The sequence below is a fragment of the Actinoplanes sp. NPDC049681 genome (genome assembly GCF_044465265.1).
Classification (GTDB): Bacteria; Actinomycetota; Actinomycetes; order Mycobacteriales; family Micromonosporaceae; genus Actinoplanes.
The window spans coordinates 711553-729775 of record NZ_JBITLP010000001.1; the positions used below are offsets into that span (position 1 = coordinate 711553).

General features: G+C 70.7%; 17 protein-coding genes and 1 pseudogene. 8 read left to right on the forward strand and 10 right to left on the reverse strand.

What is annotated here, in order from left to right; all coding sequences use genetic code 11:
- Positions 1 to 13: 13 nt before the first annotated feature.
- Positions 14 to 1945 (forward strand): annotated as a pseudogene (locus ACIBO8_RS03210) (PrsW family glutamic-type intramembrane protease); the annotation flags it as partial.
- A gap of 563 nt (positions 1946 to 2508) precedes the next feature.
- Here ACIBO8_RS03210 and ACIBO8_RS03215 read toward each other — a convergent pair.
- Entirely contained in the window at positions 2509 to 2805 is a 297-nt protein-coding gene (locus ACIBO8_RS03215) for a co-chaperone GroES (protein ID WP_189200617.1), read from the reverse strand.
- A gap of 132 nt (positions 2806 to 2937) precedes the next feature.
- Between ACIBO8_RS03215 and ACIBO8_RS03220 the strand changes: the two genes are divergently transcribed.
- A complete protein-coding gene (locus tag ACIBO8_RS03220) occupies positions 2938 to 4200 on the forward strand; it encodes an AI-2E family transporter (RefSeq protein WP_396113429.1) in 1263 nt (420 codons plus the stop codon).
- 17 nt (positions 4201 to 4217) lie between these two features.
- Here ACIBO8_RS03220 and ACIBO8_RS03225 read toward each other — a convergent pair whose 3' ends face one another.
- Complete coding sequence (locus ACIBO8_RS03225) at positions 4218 to 6173, reverse strand: ATP-dependent DNA helicase (RefSeq protein WP_396113878.1); 1956 nt, start codon at positions 6171 to 6173, stop codon at positions 4218 to 4220.
- Between the two features lie 164 nt (positions 6174 to 6337).
- Here ACIBO8_RS03225 and ACIBO8_RS03230 point away from each other — a divergent pair, with 164 nt between their 5' ends.
- A complete protein-coding gene (locus ACIBO8_RS03230) occupies positions 6338 to 6844 on the forward strand; it encodes a DUF402 domain-containing protein (protein WP_396113430.1) in 507 nt (168 codons plus the stop codon).
- Here the strand turns inward: ACIBO8_RS03230 and sigJ are convergent.
- The gene (sigJ, locus tag ACIBO8_RS03235; protein ID WP_396113431.1) at positions 6827 to 7723 is read right to left on the reverse strand and encodes an RNA polymerase sigma factor SigJ; all 897 of its coding nucleotides are present in this window, start codon (positions 7721 to 7723) and stop codon (positions 6827 to 6829) included. The genes ACIBO8_RS03230 and sigJ overlap by 18 nt on opposite strands.
- A 123-nt stretch (positions 7724 to 7846) precedes the next feature.
- Between sigJ and ACIBO8_RS03240 the strand changes: the two genes are divergently transcribed.
- The 3 genes from ACIBO8_RS03240 to ACIBO8_RS03250 all read left to right on the forward strand — a co-directional run bounded on the left by ACIBO8_RS03240 (position 7847) and on the right by ACIBO8_RS03250 (position 10571).
- Positions 7847 to 8776 carry a hypothetical protein gene (locus tag ACIBO8_RS03240; protein ID WP_396113432.1) on the forward strand — a complete coding sequence of 310 codons (930 nt, stop codon included), beginning with the start codon at positions 7847 to 7849 and terminating at the stop codon, positions 8774 to 8776.
- 157 nt (positions 8777 to 8933) lie between these two features.
- Positions 8934 to 9560 (forward strand): DUF47 domain-containing protein, encoded by a 627-nt coding sequence (locus ACIBO8_RS03245; RefSeq protein WP_396113433.1) that lies wholly within the window; start codon positions 8934 to 8936, stop codon positions 9558 to 9560.
- A 3-nt stretch (positions 9561 to 9563) separates the two neighbouring features.
- Entirely contained in the window at positions 9564 to 10571 is a 1008-nt protein-coding gene (locus tag ACIBO8_RS03250; protein ID WP_396113434.1) for an anion permease, read from the forward strand.
- A 60-nt stretch (positions 10572 to 10631) separates the two neighbouring features.
- Here the strand turns inward: ACIBO8_RS03250 and ACIBO8_RS03255 are convergent, their stop codons facing one another.
- Both ACIBO8_RS03255 and ACIBO8_RS03260 read right to left on the reverse strand, forming a co-directional pair.
- The gene (locus tag ACIBO8_RS03255; RefSeq protein ID WP_396113435.1) at positions 10632 to 10832 is read right to left on the reverse strand and encodes a DUF397 domain-containing protein; all 201 of its coding nucleotides are present in this window, start codon (positions 10830 to 10832) and stop codon (positions 10632 to 10634) included.
- Positions 10822 to 11712 (reverse strand): helix-turn-helix transcriptional regulator, encoded by an 891-nt coding sequence (locus ACIBO8_RS03260; RefSeq protein WP_396113436.1) that lies wholly within the window; start codon positions 11710 to 11712, stop codon positions 10822 to 10824. The genes ACIBO8_RS03255 and ACIBO8_RS03260 overlap by 11 nt, the downstream gene beginning before the upstream one ends.
- A 198-nt stretch (positions 11713 to 11910) precedes the next feature.
- On the opposite strand from ACIBO8_RS03260, the gene ACIBO8_RS03265 reads away from it, so the two are divergent.
- Positions 11911 to 12234, forward strand: a complete 324-nt coding sequence (locus ACIBO8_RS03265; RefSeq protein WP_396113437.1) for a hypothetical protein — start codon at positions 11911 to 11913, stop codon at positions 12232 to 12234.
- On the opposite strand, the gene ACIBO8_RS03270 is transcribed toward ACIBO8_RS03265, so the two are convergent.
- Positions 12182 to 13156: a Gfo/Idh/MocA family protein gene (locus ACIBO8_RS03270; protein WP_396113438.1), complete on the reverse strand. Its 975-nt coding sequence runs from the start codon at positions 13154 to 13156 to the stop codon at positions 12182 to 12184. The two genes, ACIBO8_RS03265 and ACIBO8_RS03270, sit on opposite strands and share 53 nt — an antisense overlap.
- Before the next feature lie 59 nt (positions 13157 to 13215).
- Between ACIBO8_RS03270 and ACIBO8_RS03275 the strand changes: the two genes are divergently transcribed.
- A complete protein-coding gene (locus tag ACIBO8_RS03275) occupies positions 13216 to 13983 on the forward strand; it encodes an NUDIX hydrolase (RefSeq protein ID WP_396113879.1) in 768 nt (255 codons plus the stop codon).
- Between the two features lie 9 nt (positions 13984 to 13992).
- On the opposite strand, the gene pstB is transcribed toward ACIBO8_RS03275, so the two are convergent.
- Genes pstB through pstS form a run of 4 tightly spaced genes read right to left on the reverse strand, consistent with a single transcriptional unit; the run spans position 13993 to position 18094 of the window.
- The gene (gene pstB, locus ACIBO8_RS03280; protein ID WP_396113439.1) at positions 13993 to 14769 is read right to left on the reverse strand and encodes a phosphate ABC transporter ATP-binding protein PstB; all 777 of its coding nucleotides are present in this window, start codon (positions 14767 to 14769) and stop codon (positions 13993 to 13995) included.
- 16 nt (positions 14770 to 14785) lie between these two features.
- Positions 14786 to 15868, reverse strand: coding sequence for a phosphate ABC transporter permease PstA (gene pstA, locus ACIBO8_RS03285; RefSeq protein ID WP_396113440.1), 1083 nt, complete (start codon positions 15866 to 15868; stop codon positions 14786 to 14788).
- Entirely contained in the window at positions 15865 to 16950 is a 1086-nt protein-coding gene (gene pstC / locus ACIBO8_RS03290) for a phosphate ABC transporter permease subunit PstC (protein ID WP_396113441.1), read from the reverse strand. Before pstC ends, pstA begins: the two co-directional genes overlap by 4 nt.
- A 55-nt stretch (positions 16951 to 17005) precedes the next feature.
- The gene (gene pstS / locus ACIBO8_RS03295; RefSeq protein ID WP_396113442.1) at positions 17006 to 18094 is read right to left on the reverse strand and encodes a phosphate ABC transporter substrate-binding protein PstS; all 1089 of its coding nucleotides are present in this window, start codon (positions 18092 to 18094) and stop codon (positions 17006 to 17008) included.
- Positions 18095 to 18223 lie beyond the last annotated feature (129 nt).

The window sequence follows — 18223 nt, forward strand, 5'->3', positions numbered from 1 at the left end:
CTACGCTGGCGGCATGGCCGACGAAGCTCCGGGCGGACCGCCCGCCCCGGCACCCCACCCGGCATCCGGGCCGCCCGCCCCCGCCGACCCGCCACCGGCCGCGTTCCCGCCCCCGGCCGTTTTCCCCGAGCGCGATGCGGCCTCGCCGGTTTCCTCGGCTCCAGACTTCGCCTCGGCCGCTTCCCCGGACCGGGACTCTGCTTTCGCCGCCACCGCGGCCTTCACGACCCCCTTGCCGTCGGCCTCGGGCCCGGCGGTGGTGGCACCCCCGGCCGATTCCGCGGTGCCGTTCGACGCCGCCACCCAGCCGCCCGACCCGTCGCAGATGCCGCCGATGCCCGGCCGTCGCGCCGGTTGGCGCCGGTGGCTCCCCCTCGTCGGCATCATCGGGTTCATCGCGGCCTGCGCGATCGCGATGCTGATCATCCTCGGCGTCAGCAACGGCCCGGTCGGCCTGGTGGTGGGCCTCACTGCAGCCATCCTGCCGGTCCCCGTACTGGTCAGCTGTTTCCTCTGGCTCGACCGCTACGAGCCGGAGCCGAGCCGCTACCTGGTCTTCTGCTTCGCCTGGGGCTCGGCCGTCGCGACCCTCGTGGCCATCGGCGTCAACAGCCTCGCCGCCTGGGGCTTCGACAAGCTCGGGCTGCCGGACGCGCTCGTCGCCGTGCTCGTGGCGCCCTTCATCGAGGAGTCGATGAAGGCCCTCGGCCCGATCCTGCTGTTCTGGCGCCGGCGCCGGGAATGGTCCGGGATCACCGACGGCATCGTCTACTGTGGCCTCTCCGCACTGGGCTTCGCCATGGTGGAGAACGTGCTCTACCTGGGCGGGCACGGCTACGCGGCGGGCGCCGACCAGTACGGCCCGGCGACCGGCATCCAGAACCTCTTCCTCATCTTCATCGTGCGCATCCTCTTCACCGGCTTCGCGCACCCGCTGTTCACCTCGATGACCGGCATCGGCCTCGGCATCGCGGCGCGCTCGGCGGACCGCCGGGTGCGGTGGCTCGCCCCGATCGCCGGCCTGCTGCTCGCGATGATCCTGCACGGCACGTTCAACCTGCTGCCGACGCTCTCCGTGGCCACCGGAGAGACCCTGATCATGCTGTACGGCTACCTCGGCTTCATGGTCCCCTTCTTCTTCGCGGCGCTGGGCTTCGCCATCGCGTTGCGGGGCTACGAGGGCCGCCTGAGCGAGCGCACCCTGCCGCACTACGTCCACTCCGGCTGGCTCTCCCCGCCGGAGGTGGCGACGCTGGGCAGCCTCGGCCGCCGCCACTCGGCCCGCCAGTGGGCCAGACGGGTAGCGGGCGACGCGGGCCTGCGGGCGATGCGCGGCTTCCAGATGGCGGCCACCCAGCTCGCCCTGCTGCGCGACGGCATGCAGCGCGGCCTGCACCGTGGCCCCGAGGAACTGCACCGGGCCCAGGAGGAGGAGCGGAAGCTGCTCACGGACATCGCGGGCTACCGGTCGGTCTTCATCGGCCGCGATCCGCAGATGCCGCTCGCCTTCTGGGACGGCTCGCACTACCAGATCGCGTTCCCGGACGGCGTGACGCGCACGGTCCCCCCGCCCGAGGAGCCGGTGGTGCCGGTCCCGGTCCGCATGGCACCCCAGATTCCCGTGTACGCGGGTTACGGCCGCCCCCCGGCCTACGGCCCGCCGCCGGGCTACGCGCCACCGCCCGGCTACGGCCCTTCCTACGGCCCGCCGCCGGGCTACGGGCCGCCACCCGGCCTCGCCTCGGGTTACGCGCCGCCATCCGGTTCCACGCCGGGATACGCGCCGCCACCCGCCTCGAGCCCGCCGCACTACGGGCCGCCGGCCGCCTTCAGTCCGCCCCCGACCCATGGTCAGGCCCCGACCTACGGCCAGCCGCCGGCCTACAGCCAGCCTCCGACCTACGGCCAGCCGCCGGCCTACAACCGGCCGAATTACGGCCCGCCGCAGGCTGCCAGCCAGCCGCCGGCTTCCAGCGCGCCGAGCTACGGCCAGCCGGCGAGCTACGGCCAGCCGCCGGCGTCAAGCCTGCCGAGCTCCAGCGGGCCGAGCTACGGCCAGCCGCCGACCGACTACCAGCCGCCGGCGTCAGGCTTGCCGGCCTACGGCCAGCCGCCGGGGTCAAGCTTGCCGGCCTACGGCCAGCCGCCGGGGTCAAGCTTGCCGGCCTACGGCCAGCCGCCGGCGTCAGGCTTGCCGGCCTACGGCCAGCCGCCGGTGTCAGGCTTGCCGGCCTACGGCCAGCCGCCGGTGTCAGGCTTGCCGGCCTACGGCCAGCCGCCGGCGTCAGGCTTGCCGGCCTACGGCCAGCCGCCGGTGTCAGGCTTGCCGGCCTACGGCCAGCCGCCGGCGTCAACCCTGCCGGTCCACGACCAGCCGCCAAGCTACGGCCAGCCGCCGGCGTCAGGCCCGCCGGCCTACGGCCAGCCGCCGACCCACGGCGCCTCCCCGGATGACGAGACGCCGCCGAGTAACGGTCAGCCGCCCGCCCACGAGCCGCCGACGGGGCATTAGAGGTAGAGACCGGTCCCGTCGGACTCGACCCGGCTGGCCGCGACCGCGTGCACGTCCCGCTCCCGGAGCAGCACGTACTCCTTGCCGTGCAGCTCCACCTCGGCTCGGTCCTCGGGGTCGAACAGCACCCGGTCCCCGACCACGATGGATCGGACGTTCGGCCCCACGCCGACGGCCTTGGCCCAGGAGAGGCGCCGGCCCATCGATGCGGTGGCGGGGATGACGATGCCGGCGCTCGATCGGCGTTCCCCTTCGCCGCCGTCGAGCCGGACGAGAACACGGTCGTGCAGCATGCGGATGGGCAGCCCGGCCTCGGTCTGGGTGTCGGTGCTCACGCTAGGACGGTACGCCCCACTCCTGACATGCACGTGTGCCGGTCTGCACTACGGTGAAGACCGCGTGTCGACGGCGAGGGGGTTGGGCGGTTGAGCCGCTTGCAGCGTGTCCGGGCGAATCTGCGCCGGGCGTACGAGTCGGGCCGCGAGTCGGTACGGACGGCTCGGGCCGAGACCCAGCGCCCGGTCGAGGACGCCGAGGTCGAGTTCGAGCCACCGGAGCCCGTGGCGTCGTTCGAGCACCATTCGATCGCCAGCCGGGACGACGCCGAGGTGCCGCATTCGCTGCGGATCGCCGCGGCCTGGTCGTGGCGGCTCATCGTCGTGGGGGTCGTCGGCTGGGTGCTGCTGCGCTTCATCGGCACCGTCAGCATCGTGGTGATCCCGCTGGCGATCGCGCTGCTGCTCTCGGCGCTGCTGGCGCCCGCGGTCGGCTGGCTGCTGAAGTTGCGCCTGCCGCCGTCGCTCGCCACGTTCCTGGTGCTGATCTGCGGCATCGGCGCGGTGGCCGGGACGCTGACGCTGGTGGTCAACCAGTTCGTCGACGGTCTGCCGCAGCTGACCGACAAGGCCAGCGACGGCATCCGCCAGATCCAGGACTGGGCGCGGACCGGCCCGCTGCACCTCAAGCAGGCCCAGGTCGACCAGGCCATCGACTCGGCGCAGAGCTGGATCAACCTGAACACGTCGCAGCTCACGGAGACGGGCTTCGCGACCGCGGCCACCCTGGCGGAGGTGCTGACGGGCACGCTCCTGGTGCTCTTCGCGACCTTCTTCTTCCTGCGCGACGGCCGCAAGATCTGGCGTTTCCTGGTACGCCTGTTCCCGGTCAACGCCCGCTGGAGCCTCTCCGACGCCGGTGACGCCTCGTGGGCGACGCTCGGCTCGTACGTGCGGGCCACGGTCCTGGTGGCCTTCATCGACGCCGCCGGCATCGGGCTGGCCCTGGTGATCCTCGACGTCCCGTTCCCGTTCCCGCTGGCCGCGCTGGTCTTCCTGGGCGCCTTCATCCCGATCGTCGGCGCCAGCGTCTCCGGGGCGGTGGCGGTGCTGGTGGCACTGGTCGACCAGGGCTGGATCGTCGCGCTGATCCTGCTGGGCGCGGTGATCTTCGTCCAGCAGGTCGAGGGTCACGTCCTGCAGCCGCTGATCATGGGCCGGGCGGTGGCCATCCATCCCCTCGTGGTGATCATCGGTATCGCCTCGGGGGTGGTGCTGGCCGGCATCATCGGGGCGCTGGTGGCGGTGCCGCTGATCGCGGTCCTGAACACGGGCATCCGCCGCCTGGCCCGCCGCCGGCCCGAAGTCCCTCCGGACGCCGTGGTGGTCACCGCCAGCGAGCTGCACGCCTAGCGACGGAAAGCGAGCCGCTACGGCTTGGCGAGGCGCTGCAGAGCGCCGATCGCCACGTCCGGGCGGGTCGTGTACCAGAACGGGGGCAGCGATTTGCGGAGGAAGGCGCCGTAGCCCCGGGCCGTCTCGAGGCGGGAATCCAGCACCGCCACCACGCCCTTGTCGCCGGTGGAGCGGATCAGGCGGCCGACTCCCTGGGCGAGGCGTACCGCCGCGATGGGCACGCTGACCGCCGCGAAGCCGGAGCCGCCCGTCGCGTCGACCGCGGCGGCGCGGGCGGCGGCGAGGGGTTCGTCCGGGCGGGGGAAGGGCAGGCGGTCGATCACCACGAGCTGGCAGGCGTCGCCGGGGACGTCGACGCCCTGCCACAGGGACATGACGCCGAAGAGGCAGCTCTCCTTCTGCTCCTTGAACTTGCGGACCAGGATCGGCAGGGTTTCCTCGCCCTGGAGCAGGATCGGCAGGTCGGTCTTGGCGCGGAGCAGCTCCGCGGCCTGGGTCGCGGCGCGCCGGGACGAGAACAGTCCGAGGGTACGGCCACCGAGCGCCTCCACCAGCTTCAGGAGCTCCTCGCCCGCGCCGTCCGGCAGGCCCGAGGCGGCGGGGCGGGGGAGGTGCGCTGCCACGTACAGAATGCCCTGCTTGGGGTAGTCGAAGGGGGAGCCGACGTCGAGGGAGGTCCATCCGTCTCCGCAGACCGGCGGGGCGTCGGGGTTCAGGCCCGAGCCGGAACGCGCGGCCGGCACCGGTGCAGCGGCCGGGGAAGCGGGGGTGGCGACCGGCAGGCCGAGCGATCGGGCCACGGTGTCGAAGCGGCCGCCGAGGGTGAGCGTTGCCGAGGTGGCGACGACGGTGCGGTCGTCGTACAGGTTGGAGGCGAGCGTGCCCGCCACCGACAGCGGCGCCACCACCACGGCTCGGCGGCCGCTGCCCATGTCGCTCTTCTCCACCCAGGCGACGTCGAAGTCGGACTCCTCGAGGAGCCGCTGGGTCGTCGTGGACACGTCGTCGAGGGTGGCCTTGGCCTGTTGCTTGCGGACCGGGTCCGGGTCGTCGGCCTTGATGTCACCGATCGCCTCGAGGGCCGCGCGGGTCGCCGCGTCCGTCAGGAGCAGGGCCTGGTGCAGCAGCGGGGGCAGGCCGGTGGTCAGGCGGCCGGCGGGCAGGTCGGCCAGGCCCACCGTGAGGGCGTCGGCCGCCCCGGCGAGGGAATCCGCCACGGCGGGCGGGATGAGCGGGCGGGCGCGTTTCGCGGCGCGCTCCACCGCGTCCGGGGTGAGCTCCGCCTGGGCGGCCGAGGAGACGCGGTCGGCCAGCTCGTGGGCCTCGTCGACGATCAGCAGCTTGTGCGGGGGGACGATGTTGCGCTCGGCCAGCATGTCGACCGCGAGCAGGCTGTGGTTGGTCACCACGATGTCCGCCTCGCGGGCGCGGGCCCGCGAGGCTTCGGCGAAGCATTCCGCACCGTACGGGCAGCGGGCCGCGCCGACGCAGTCGCGGGCCGGCATGGACACCTGCCGCCACGCCGTGTCGTCGACGCCGGGGTCGAGCTCGTCGCGGTCGCCGGTCTTCGTCTTCTCGGCCCACTCCTGGACCCGGAGGATCTGCTTGCCGAGCCGTCCCGCCTCGCCCAGCCATTGGGTGGCGCGGGCCGGCGCGTCGTCGAAGAGCGTGTCGGTGGGCTCCTCCTCGTCGGCGTGCTCGAGCTTGGCGACGCACAGGTAGTGGTGCCGGCCCTTGAGGACCGCGAAGGTGGGGCGGCGGCCCAGCACCGGCTCGACCGCCTCGGCCAGGCGTGGCAGGTCGTGCTCGACGAGCTGGTTCTGCAGGGCGAGGGTCGCAGTGGAGACCACCACCGGGCCGTCGACGAGGAGGGCCGGGGTCAGGTAGGCGAGGCTCTTGCCGGTGCCCGTCCCGGCCTGGACGAGCAGGTGCTCCTTCTGCCGGACGGCCCGTTCGATCGCCGTCGCCATCTGCTCCTGACCGGGGCGGGAGGCGCCTCCGGGAACCGCGCCGACCGCGGCGGCGAGCAGGTCCTTGGCGGCGGCGGTGGTGCGGCGGGACTTGGCGGGGGCAGTCACGTCGAAGACCGTACCCGCCACCACCGACGAAACCGGCGCACCGTTAGGGTCTTGTCATGCCGAGTGAGATGGTCCGGGTGGTCTACACCAAGTACGACGGATCGGCTCACCGCGACTATCCCGCCCGCCGGCTGAACGAGGACGACCTGGGTGTCTGGGTCGGCGTGACGCGTGGCACGGCGTCCGTCTACCACGGCCAGCCGTCGGTCGAGCAGATTCCGTTCGTGCTGCTCATCCCGCACAGCGCGTGGTGGACCGGCATGTTCAACCCGCCGCCGCGCACCAGCGAGGTCTACTGCGACATCACCACCCCGGCGCGCTGGGACGGCGACACCGTCCACATCGTCGACCTCGACCTCGACGTGTCCCGCCGGCGGGATTCGGGGCTGGTCGAGCTGCGCGACGAGGACGAGTTCGAGGAGCACCGGGTGGCGTTCGGCTATCCGGAGGACGTCGTGGGCGAGGCGCACGCGGCGGCTCGCGAGCTCGTGGTCGCCCTCGGTGACGGCACCGAGCCGTTCGCTACGGCGTACCGGAAATGGCTCTCAACGGTCAGCGACTGACCCCAGCTTCGCCGGGTTGAGCTGGTTGTAGAGGGCCGTGACGCGGCCGTCGGCGACGGCCACCGACAGCACGGACAGCAGCTCCCGCCCGTCGGCGTAACGGCCGGTGACCAGCACGCCCGCGTCACCGTTGACCAGCACCGGCTCCACCGACATGGCGGCCACCTCGCGTTCGATGCGGCGGAAGACGCCGGCCCAGAAGCGCGCCACCTTCTCGGCGCCGAAGATCGGGTTGCGGCCCGCGCTGACCACACCGCCGCCGTCGCCGATGGTCACGACCTCCGGGGCGAGCACCGCTGCCAGCGCCTTCAGGTCGCCGTCGGCAGCGGCGGTGAGGAACGCCTCCAGGACTTTGCGCTGTTCGGCGCGGTCGGCGGTGTTGCGGGCCTCGCCGTCGGCGATCGCCTTGCGGCCCCGCGAGGCGTGCTGCCGGGCCGCGGCCACGCTGGTGTGGAGAACCTCCGCGATGTCCTCGAACGGCACCGCGAAGGCGTCGTGCAGGACCACGGCGACGCGTTGCTCCGGGGTCAGCTTCTCGAGGACCACCAGCAGCGCGAGGCTCACTTCCTGGCGTTGGGTGACGCGTTCGGCCGGGTCGTCGAGGCGGGAGACGACCGGCTCGGGAAGCCATTGGCCGGGGTAGGCCTCGCGGCGTACCCGGGCGGACTTCAGCACGTCGAGGCAGATCCGTCCGGTGATCGTGGTCAGCCAGCCGCGCAGGTCCCGGATGTCGTCGCCGGCGTCGCGGGCCCGGTGGTAGCGCAGCCACGCCTCCTGCACGGCGTCCTCGGCCTCGGCGTGGCTGCCGAGCATGCGGTACGCGACCGACAGCAGGTGCGGGCGCTCGGTCTCGAACTCGTCCACGGCCAAAGACGGCATGGAGGAATTCTGCGCGACATTGCCCGGTCCGCGGTGTCACATGTGACACAGTGGTGAACGCTATAGGGGCATTTGGCCGGATTTACGGCGGGGGGAAACGGGGGTAGGACGGTGGCGGACGACATGGCGACGCTCCTGGGTGGCCTGGCCGGGCTCGCCGGAGTCACCGGCGTGACGACCCTCGGCATCGCGGTGGCCCGCAGGCCGGGCCCGTACCTGCCGGCGGGGCATGCGCTGGTCGGCGAGGAGGCTCTGGACCCGCTGCCCGACGTGCTGCGCCGCGGGCTCGCCGGCCTGACCGTCCCGGTCCGGCCCGGCCCGCACGGCGAGCTCTATCTGGGGCCGGGGGCGCCGCGTCCGGGGCGTACGCTGCGCCGGCTCGTGCTCGGCCCGCTCTTCTCCCGCGCCCACGCCCGGGGTGGCCGGCTGTGCCGGGACCAGCGGGTCCCGTTCCGGCTCGTCGTGGAGTTCGCCGGTCCCGTACGCGACGCCGAGGCGCTGCTCCGGGCGTACCGGATGCTCGACCAGCAGCTTCGCGACCACGCGCCGCTCATCAGCCGCTGCGTCGACGGCAAGCTGCTCGCCGGCGCCGTCACCGTGTCGATCGCCGGCATCGTCGACGCTCGCGACCTGCTGGCGACCCAGCGGGAGCGGTACGCGTTCGCCGACGGCTCCTTCGACGACATCGGCTCGGCGACCGCCCCGCCGGAGCTGGTGCCGATGATCAGCGAGCAGTGGACCCGGCGCTTCGGCTGGGACGGCTGCGAGCCCATCCCGGCCGAGGAGCGGCACCTGCTGCACGCGCTGGTGCGTTCGGCTCACGAGGACGGGCGGACGGTGCGGATCTCCGGGCTGCCGTCCGGTACGCGCAAGGCGAGGCAGGCCGTCTGGACCGAGCTGGGGGAGGCCGGCGTGGACGTCATCGCGGACGCCGACCAGGCCGGGCTCGCCCGTCACCTGCGGCGCAACCCGGTACACCGGACCCTTCCGCCGTCCGTCGTACGGCGGCCGTCGCCCAGCCCGCGGCGGACCGACATGGCGCAGACGGTCTGAAAGATCCACATAAGCGACCGTTCAAGGTTAACGCCAAGTGAACGAAGCCTGAACTGCTGCTGAGCAGGGGTAGGCGGGCTCCGCAACGGGAGACCTGTTCCTTAGCATTCCCCGGGAATCCGCCAGAGCCGTCCACCCGTCGAACGAGGTTCGCGCCGTGAAGTTCTCCTTCCGCCCCACCGAGGGCGCCTTCTACGAGCTGTTCACCCGAGCCGCTCAGAACCTCGTCCGGGGTACGGAGCTGCTCAACGAGCTGGCCCTGCCCGGCGTCGACGTGCAGTCCGTCAGCGACCGGCTGACCGATGTCGAGCACGACAGCGACCAGATCACCCACGATCTCTACAAGAAGATCAACTCCACCTTCATCACGCCGTTCGACCGCGAGGACATCTACTCGCTGGGCTCGCAGCTCGACGACGTCATGGACCACCTGGAGGCGGTCGGCAACCTGCTCTATCTGTACGGGCTGACCGAGCTGCCCTCGCTGCCCCGGGAGATGCACGAGCTGGTCAACGTGCTCGACCAGCAGGCCAAGATCACGGCCGACTCGATGCCGAGGCTCAAGACGATGAAGGGTCTCGAGGAGTACTGGATCGAGATCAACCGGCTCGAGAACGACGGCGACCGGGCGTACCGGATGCTGCTCGTCCGGCTGTTCTCCGGCGAGTACGACGCCCTGACGGTCCTCAAGATGAAGGAGGTCGCCGACGAGCTCGAGGCCGCCTGCGACGCCTTCGAGCACGTGGCGAACACCGTCGAGACCATCACGGTCAAGGAGTCCTAGGCCTTGTCCGCTGAGCTGATAGCGGTCCTCGCGGTGATCATCGCCGCGATGGCCTTCGACTACACCAACGGCTTCCACGACGCCGCGAACGCCATCGCCACCAGCGTCAGCACCCGGGCCCTCACCCCCCGGGTGGCGCTGGCGATGGCCGCGGTCGGCAACTTCATCGGCACCCACTTCGGCGCCGGCGTCGCCAAGACCGTCGGCGACGGCCTGGTCAAGCTGCCGGTCGGCGTCCCGAGCCTCGGCGTGGTCTTCGCCGGCGTGATGGGCGCCATCGCGTGGAACCTGATCACCTGGTACTTCGGCCTGCCGTCGTCCTCGTCGCACGCGCTGTTCGGCGGCCTGGTCGGCGCGACGCTCTTCGCCAACGACGGCACGATCGAGTGGGGCACCATCCTCGAGAAGGTCATCATCCCGATGGTGGCCTCGCCGTTCGTCGGCTTCCTGCTGGGCTTCGCCGTCATGGTGGCGATCATGTGGTCGTTCCGGCGCGGTCAGCCCGGCAAGCTGAACCGCGGCTTCCGCGTCGCTCAGACCATCTCGGCGGCGTTCATGTCCGTCGGCCACGGCATGCAGGACGCTGCCAAGACGATGGGCATCATCGTCCTCGCGCTCTACACCGGCGGCTTCCAGGACAGCGCGACGGAGATCCCGTGGTGGGTGTTCTGGACCTCGGCTGCGGTGCTCGCGGCCGGTACGTACGCCGGTGGCTGGCGCATCATCCGCACCCTCGGCCGCAAGATCATCGACCTGGGCCCGGCCGAGGGCTTCGCGGCCGAGATGGTCGCCAGCTCGGTGCTGTTCTTCAACGCGCTCGTGCTGAAGGCCCCGATCTCCACCACCCACACGATCACCTCGGCGATCATGGGCGTGGGTGCGACCAAACGGCTCTCCGCCGTCCGCTGGAACGTGGCAGGCAACATCGTCATCGCCTGGGTGACGACCTTCCCGGCGGCGGCGGGCATCGCCTGCATCGTCTACTTCTGCGTACGGCCGCTGTTCGGCTGATCCGGTCTGCTCGCCGGGCCCCGCTCTCGCTGTCGAGGGCGGGGCTCCGTCATGTCCGGGCTAGAGGTCGAATTCTCCGTCCCGTACGCCGCCGACGAACGCGGACCATTCCGCCTTGGTGAAGACCAGAACCGGTCCGGCCGTCTCCTTGCTGTCGCGCACCGCGACAACACTGGCAAGGTTCGTGGCGACCTCGACGCAGCCGTTGTCACCGGAACGCTGTGACTTCTTGAAGATCGCTGTGGTGAGGTCAACTTTCACGATCGTTCAACTCCCTCAGGTAATCCTTCAGCAATTCGCCGGTGTGATCCCTCGGTAGCGCGGCATCGAAGATCGCTTCCCAGACGTCGGAGTAGGCCTCAATTTCGGAAGCCTTGTCCAGGTAAAGCGCTCCGGTCAGATTCTCGCTGTAGACCGTGGGGGGCGGCGCGCTGCCGTTTTGCTCCGGAAAGTCAAGCATTCTGAACGCGCCTGCGACGGAGGCCCGATGCGGGCCGACGCGGCGGTCGAGAACGCGGATTGTCACGTTGGGCAGCTCGGTCGCCTTGAGCAGGTGCCATATCTGCCTGCGCATCGTTCCTTCCGGCTTCGGCTCGGCCATGAGTACGGTCTCGCTGATGACCACCTCGACCGAGGGTGGAGGCGGGAAGGACCGGGTGAGCAGCTGCTGCCGGGACTGCTTCAACTCGATCATCTTCTCGACCTCGTCGTCCGACAGGCCGGGGCGCTCCACTCTGATGAAGGCCCCCGTGTAGTCGCGGTGCTGCAGCAGCCCGGGGATCATGGTCGGGTCGAAGATGCGGATGCGCCGGGCGGCCTGCTCCAGCCCCACGTATGCCTCGAACCACGTGGGAAGGACATCGCCGTAGGCGTGCCACCACCCACGCGATCGGGTCTCCCGGGCAAGTCCGACGAACACCGTCCGCATTCCGTCATGCACCCCGTAGGCGTCGCAGAGAGCTTGCACATATGGGGGCTTGGTCGAGGTGGTGCCCTGCTCGATCCGCCAGATCGTCTGCTCGCTCACGCCCAGCATCGCGGCCGCGTCCTTGAGCTTGACACCTGCCTTCTCCCTGGCGGCGCGAAGGCCGATGCCGAGACTGCGGCGGGGGACCGTCGAGCCGCTGCCTTCGACCGCCACCCTGCGACCGCCTTCCGTTCCGACCGCTGGGAGATTCCATCATGGAACTCTCCACGGTGCTCTCTGGTAGGTCTACGCGGGCGATCGTCCATCGTCAATGATCAACATGGAAAGTCCCCTTTTGGAACCTTGCATTCCGGCTTCCTCGCCGTGACGATCGGCTGGCCAGCAAGTCGGATAGAGCCTTGGGGAGAAACGATGAGCGTGCAACTAACCGTCGGCGATGTCCTCTCGGAAGAAGGCGCGGTGACGGTGGCGCTGGGACGCGAGCGGGCCGCCGGTGGCCGCCGGGTGATGATCGAATTGGTGGCGGCCTCCGGCTCCCGCCATTGCGTCGCGCGGCTGACGATCAGTGAGGCCGAGGTGTTGCAGACGGCGCTCGATTCCCTCATCTTCGATGCGGCGATGCGAAGTGGCGAGCGCACCTATCCGAAGGGGAAAGACGGTCCGGCCGGAGAGGGCACAAGGCTTACGCGTAGGCAACGCCGATCTCTGCGCGAATCGCGTCCAGCAGTTCCATGACCTCGAGGGTCACGGCGTGCGGGACGAGCGGGCTCTCCCGCAGTCCCTCGGTGAGGCAGCGTTGCACCTCCGCCGCCTCGAAGTGGAAGCCGTGACCGTCGAACGGGAAGTCGAAGGTCTCCGCCGTCCCGTCCTTGCGCCGCAGGACGAACGAGCGCGGCACGTAGAAGCCTTCCGGCAGGTCGATCCGGCCCAGCGTGCCCGTGACGGACGCCGCGTTGCGGGACGCCCCGGAGATGCTGCACGTCAGGGCCGCCACCGCGCCCGACTCGTAGCCGAGCAGCAGGCCGGTGGTCTCGTCGACCCCCTCGGGGGTGAGCCGGGCCCAGCTGCGGAAGGTCGCCGGCTCGCCGAGCAGCAGGTGCGCGAAGTGAACCGGGTAGACGCCGAGGTCGAGCAGGGCGCCGCCGCCGAGGGCCGGGTCGCGCAGCCGGTGGGTCGGTGCGAACGGGCCCTGGAGTCCGAGGTCGGCGTGGACCGTGACCACCTCGCCGATGGCGCCGTCGCGGATCAGCTCCCGCACCTTGCGGATCGCCGGGTTGCAGCGCATCCACATGGCCTCCATGAGGAAGAGACCACGGTTCCGCGCCTCCTGGAAGAGCTCGGCCGAGGTGGCCCGGTCCAGGGTCAGCGGCTTCTCGCAGAGCACCGGCTTGCCGCCGGCGAGGCACGCCATCGTCGCGGCGTGGTGGTAGGCGTGCGGCGTCGCCACGTAGATGACGTCGACGTCGGGGTCGGCTGCGAGCTGCGCCCAGGTGCCGTGCGAACGGGCGGCACCGTGCCGTTCGGCGAACGCCCCCGCGGCCTCGGGGGTGCGGGAGCCGACCGCGGCCAGCTCGGCGCCGGGAACGAGCGGGAGGTCGGATGCGAACGTGGCGGCGATGCCGCCGGTGCCCAGAATGCCCCAGCGCGTGATCGTCATGGTCGCCACCGTAACGCCGGCAGGCCCGAGTGGGGCAGGATCAACGTGTGAGCCGAACGATGCCCTTGCCGCCCGCCATGGTCCAGAAGGCCCGCGAGTTCCGCGGCACGCCGGTGGTGCCGCGCCCTGCGGCGACCGTCGTGCTCCTTCACCCCGAAACCCTTGAGGTGTACGTCCTCAAACGCGCGACGACGATGGTGTTCGGCGGGGTGCACGCCTTCCCGGGTGGCCGCGTCGACCCGGACGACCGCCCCGAGACGATCCGGCAGGACTGGGCCGACAAGCTGGGTGTGCCCGACGACGAGGCGCGTGCTGTGGTGGGCGCGGCGGCGCGCGAGCTGTTCGAGGAGGCCGGTGTGCTGCTGGCCGGCCCGGTGGAGCAGCCGGACCGTACGGTCGGCGACGTGGCCGGCGACGAGTGGGAGGCCGACCGCCGGGCTGTGGCCGCGCGGGAGCTGACCATGGCGGAGCTGTTCGCCCGGCGCGGGTTGCGGCTGCGGGACGACCTGTTGGTGCCGTGGTCGCGGTGGATCACGCCCGAGTTCGAGCCGAGGCGCTTCGACACCTGGTTCTTCGTGGCCCTGCTGCCGGACGGGCAGGCGGCACGGGACGTGTCCGGGGAGGCTGACGCGACCACCTGGATCAGCCCGGCGGCCGCCGACGGCCTGGCCATGCTGCCGCCTACGCGGGTGACACTCGAGCAGCTGTCCCCGTACCGGAAAATCGAAGATCTCGTGGCAGCGAGCGGGCAGCGGAACGCCGCCGTGCCGATCATGCCCCGTGTGGAGCTGACCGGCGACGGCGGCGCGGTGGTGCGACTTCCGTGAGTCCGAGTCTCAGCCGAAGCGGCCGGTGATGTAGTCCTCGGTCTTCTTCTCGGTCGGGTTGCTGAAGATCTTCTGGGTGTCGGCGTACTCGATGAGGCGGCCCGGCTCGCCGGTCTTGTCGATCGAGAAGAAGCCGGTCTTGTCGCTGACCCGGGCGGCCTGCTGCATGTTGTGCGTGACGATGATGATCGTGAAGCGGTCCTTGAGCTTGAACATCAGGTCCTCGATCGCCAGCGTCGAGATCGGGTCGAGCGCCGAGCAGGGCTCGTCCATGAGCACGACCTGCGGCTCGACCGCGATGGTACGGGCGATGCACAGCCGCTGCTGCTGACCGCCGGACAGGCCCGCGCCGGGGCGGTTGAGCCGGTCCTTGACCTCGTCCCAGAGGTTCGCCGACTTGAGCGACTTCTCGGCCGCCTCGTCCAGCAGGGACTTCTTCCTGACGCCGTTGAGCTTGAGACCGGCGACCACGTTCTCGTAGATGGACATCGTCGGGAACGGGTTCGGGCGCTGGAACACCATGCCGATCATGCGGCGTACGGCGGTGACGTCGACGTCCGCGTCGTAGATGTTCTGGTCGTCGATGGTGAGCCGGCCCTCGATGCGGGCGCCGGGCAGCACCTCGTGCATGCGGTTGATGGACCGCAGGAACGTCGACTTGCCGCAGCCGGACGGGCCGATCAGGGCGGTGATCGTCTTCGGCTCGACGGTCATCGAGATGTTGTCGATCGCCTTGAACGAGCCGTAGTAGGACGAGACGTTGCTCGCCTCGATGCGCTTGGCCATGGGGGACACCTTTACCTCAGGACAGCCGGTTGCGGCGGGCGAGCAGCTTCGCTGCGATGGTCAGGAGCAGGACCAGGGCGACGAGCGTCAGTGCCGCCGTCCAGGCGCGGGCCGGTGCGTACTTCGACGCGTCGCTGGCCTGCTGGTAGACGAAGAGCGACAGCGACGACTGGTTGCCGCCGAACGGGTCCATGTTGATCGCCGCGGCGCCGCCGGCGACCAGCAGCACCGGCGCGGTCTCGCCGGCCGCGCGGGCCACGGCGAGCATGATGCCGGTGACGATGCCGGGCAGCGCGGTGGGCAGGACGACCTTCAGGATCGTCTTCCACTGCGGTACGCCCAGCGCGTACGCACCCTCACGCAGCGGCCCGGGCACGAGCCGCAGCATCTCCTCGGTGGACCGCACGATCGTGGGCAGCATCAACACGGTCAGCGCCAGCGAGGCGGCGAACCCGGAGAAGCGCGGCGAGCCGTTGTTGAACCACGGGCTGACGATGAGCACCCAGAACGCCAGCACGAACAGGCCGGCGACGATCGACGGGATGCCGGTCATGACGTCGACGAAGAACCGGACCGTCAGGGCGAACCTGCCGCGGCCGTACTCGACCAGGTAGATCGCGCCGAGTACGCCGAGCGGCACCGCCATGAGGGTGGCGATGCCGACCTGCTCGAGCGTGCCGATGATCGCGTGGTACGCGCCGCCGTTCGGGTCCCGCGCGCCGATGTTGTTCATCGACGTGCCGAAGAAATCGCCGTCGAGTCGGGCGGCGCCCTTGGAGACGAGCGTCCACACGACCGAGGCGAGCGGCAGGATGGCGAGCACGCAGGCGACGTAGATGGCCGCGCGCCACATGCGGTTGCGCGCGGAGCGCTTGCCCTCGACCTGGCTCGCCCCGAAGTAGAGGCCGAGCAGGTAGAGGACGACGCCGAGGACGACGACCAGCACCCAGTTGCCGATGCCGAGGCCGAGGACGACCGCTGCGGAGAGCAGCAGGGCCACGACGGCGATGCCGAGGTCGGCGACGACCGGCAGCTTCCGCGACCGGATGTGGTCCGGCGTCATGACGACGCCCGGTGTTTCACGCTCGAGGAGGCTCATGCGGCACTGTCCCGGAACTCGCGGCGGCGGTAGATGATCGCCCGCGCGGCCATGTTGACCACCAGGGTGATGGCGAACAGCACCAGGCCGGAGGCGATCAGCGCACCCCGGCCGGTGGCGTTGGCCTCGCCGAAGGTGTTGGCGATGTTCGCGGCGATCGAGTTGCCGCCGCTCTGGATGACGTTGAAGGAGATCGTGAAGGTGGTGCCGAGCGTCAGCGCCAGGGCGATCGTCTCGCCGAGGGCGCGGCCCAGGCCCAGCATGACCGCGGCGATGACGCCGGGCTTGCCGTAGGGCAGCACCGCGGTGCGGATCATCTCCCACTTGGTGGCGCCCAGGGCGAGCGCCGCCTCCTCGTTCATGCCGGGGGTCTGCTGGAAGACCTCCCGCGACAGGGAGGTGACGATCGGCAGCACCATGATCGCCAGGACGAGGCTGCCGAGCAGGATGGATCGGCCGAACGGGCCGTCTCCGCCGAAGATCGGCAGCCAGCCGAAGTACTTGTTGAGCCAGACCGAGAAGCTCTGCACCGGCTCGGAGAGGACGTCGCGGCCCCACAGGCCGAAGACCACGCTGGGCACGGCGGCCAGCAGGTCGATGACGAACCCGAGCGGCGTGGCGAGCCGCTTGGGCGCGTAGTGCGACAGGAACAGCGCGATACCGAGGGCGATCGGCACCGCCACGATCAGCGCGATGACGGACGTCAGCAGGGTGCCGAACGCGAGGGCCGCGATGCCGAAGTGCGGCTGGGCGTCGTTCGGGAACCAGGCCTTGTAGGTCAGGAAGTTCTCGGTGTCGGCGTGGAGGGCCGGCACCGCCTTGCTGATCAGGAAGATGGCGATCGCGACGATGATGACGAGCACCATCGCGCCGGCCGCCGTGCTGAGGCCCCGGAAGCCGGACTCCATGGAGAACCGGGCCTTCGTGGGCAGCGCACCCCCGCCACCCAGCGGCGGGCGGCTGCCGAGGCGGTCATCGGGAGGGATCGGCGATACGCCGGTGCCGGCGGACCCGGTGTGACGTGCTGTCACACCCGGTCCACCGGCGCTGGGGTTCGCCGAGCGGGAGGGATAGTCACCCATTCGCTCGCTCGCTGTCGTCTAGTCGGGGGGTTCTTGCTCCGGTGGTGCCGGTGGTTCAGGAGATCTTGGCGACCGAGGCCTCGACCTTGCTGCGGACCGACTCCGGCAGCGGGGCGTAGCCCAGGTCGCCGAGCGCCGACTGGCCGCCGGTGCTGGAGGTGTAGCTCAGGAAGCCCTTGATGGCGGCGGCCTTCGGGCTGCCCTTGCTGCAGGCGATCTCGTAGGTGACCAGGACGATCGGGTAGGCGCCCGCCTCCTTGGTGGAGTAGTCGATGTCGAGCTTCAGGTCATCGCCGGTGCCGGCGACCTTGGCGCCCGCGATGGTCTTGCCGGCGCTCTCGCCGGTCAGCTCGGTGTACTCGCCCGCGCCGTTCTTGATCTTGGCCTTCTTCAGGTCGCTGTTCTCGGCGTAGGAGAGCTCGACGTAGGAGATGGTGCCCGCGGTGCTCTTGACCAGCGACGCGACGCCGTCGGACTTGTTGGCGCCGGTGCCGCCCGGTGCCTTCCACGCCTTGGCGTTGCCGAAGGTCCAGTCGGCCTCGGCGGTCTTGCTCAGGTACTTGGTGAAGTTGTCGGTGGTGCCCGACTCGTCCGAGCGGTGCACGGCCTGGATCGCGGTGGCCGGCAGCTTCGCGCCGCTGTTCTCGGCGGCGATGGCCGGGTCGTTCCACTTGGTGATCTTGCCGCTGAAGATCTTCGCGATGGTGGGAGCGGACAGCTGGAGGCTGTCGAGGCCGTCGACGTTGTAGACGACGGCGATCGGCCCCACCACCATCGGCAGGTTGAGGGCCTGGCCGCCGGAGCACTTGGCGTCGGCCTGCGGCTGCTCCTCGGGCTTGAGGGCGGAGTCCGAGCCGGCGAAGTCGGCCGTGCCGGAGATGAACGCCTGGATGCCCGCGCCGGAGCCGGTGCCCTCGTAGCCGATCTTCGCGTCGGCGCACTGGCCCTGGTACGTCTTGATCCACTCGTCCATCGCGTTCTTCTGCGCGGACGAACCCTGGGCCGTCAGCTGTCCCCCGGCGCAGTTGCCCTTGGCCGCGGAGGCACCGGCCGCAGGCGTGTCGGTGTTGTCAGAGCCGCACGCGGCGAGCGCGAGCGCGGTCGTCAAGGCAATGCCGGCAACGTAGTACCGCTGGAGCTTCACGGTCTTCCCTTCGAATGGAATTGCATCTCCGGGCTTACGGATCCCGGCCGGCCGAGGTCTCATCGGCACACCCGGAAAGCTAGGAGCGCCAGGTGACCGGCTTCCCGGGCCTAAGTGAACGAAGGGTGA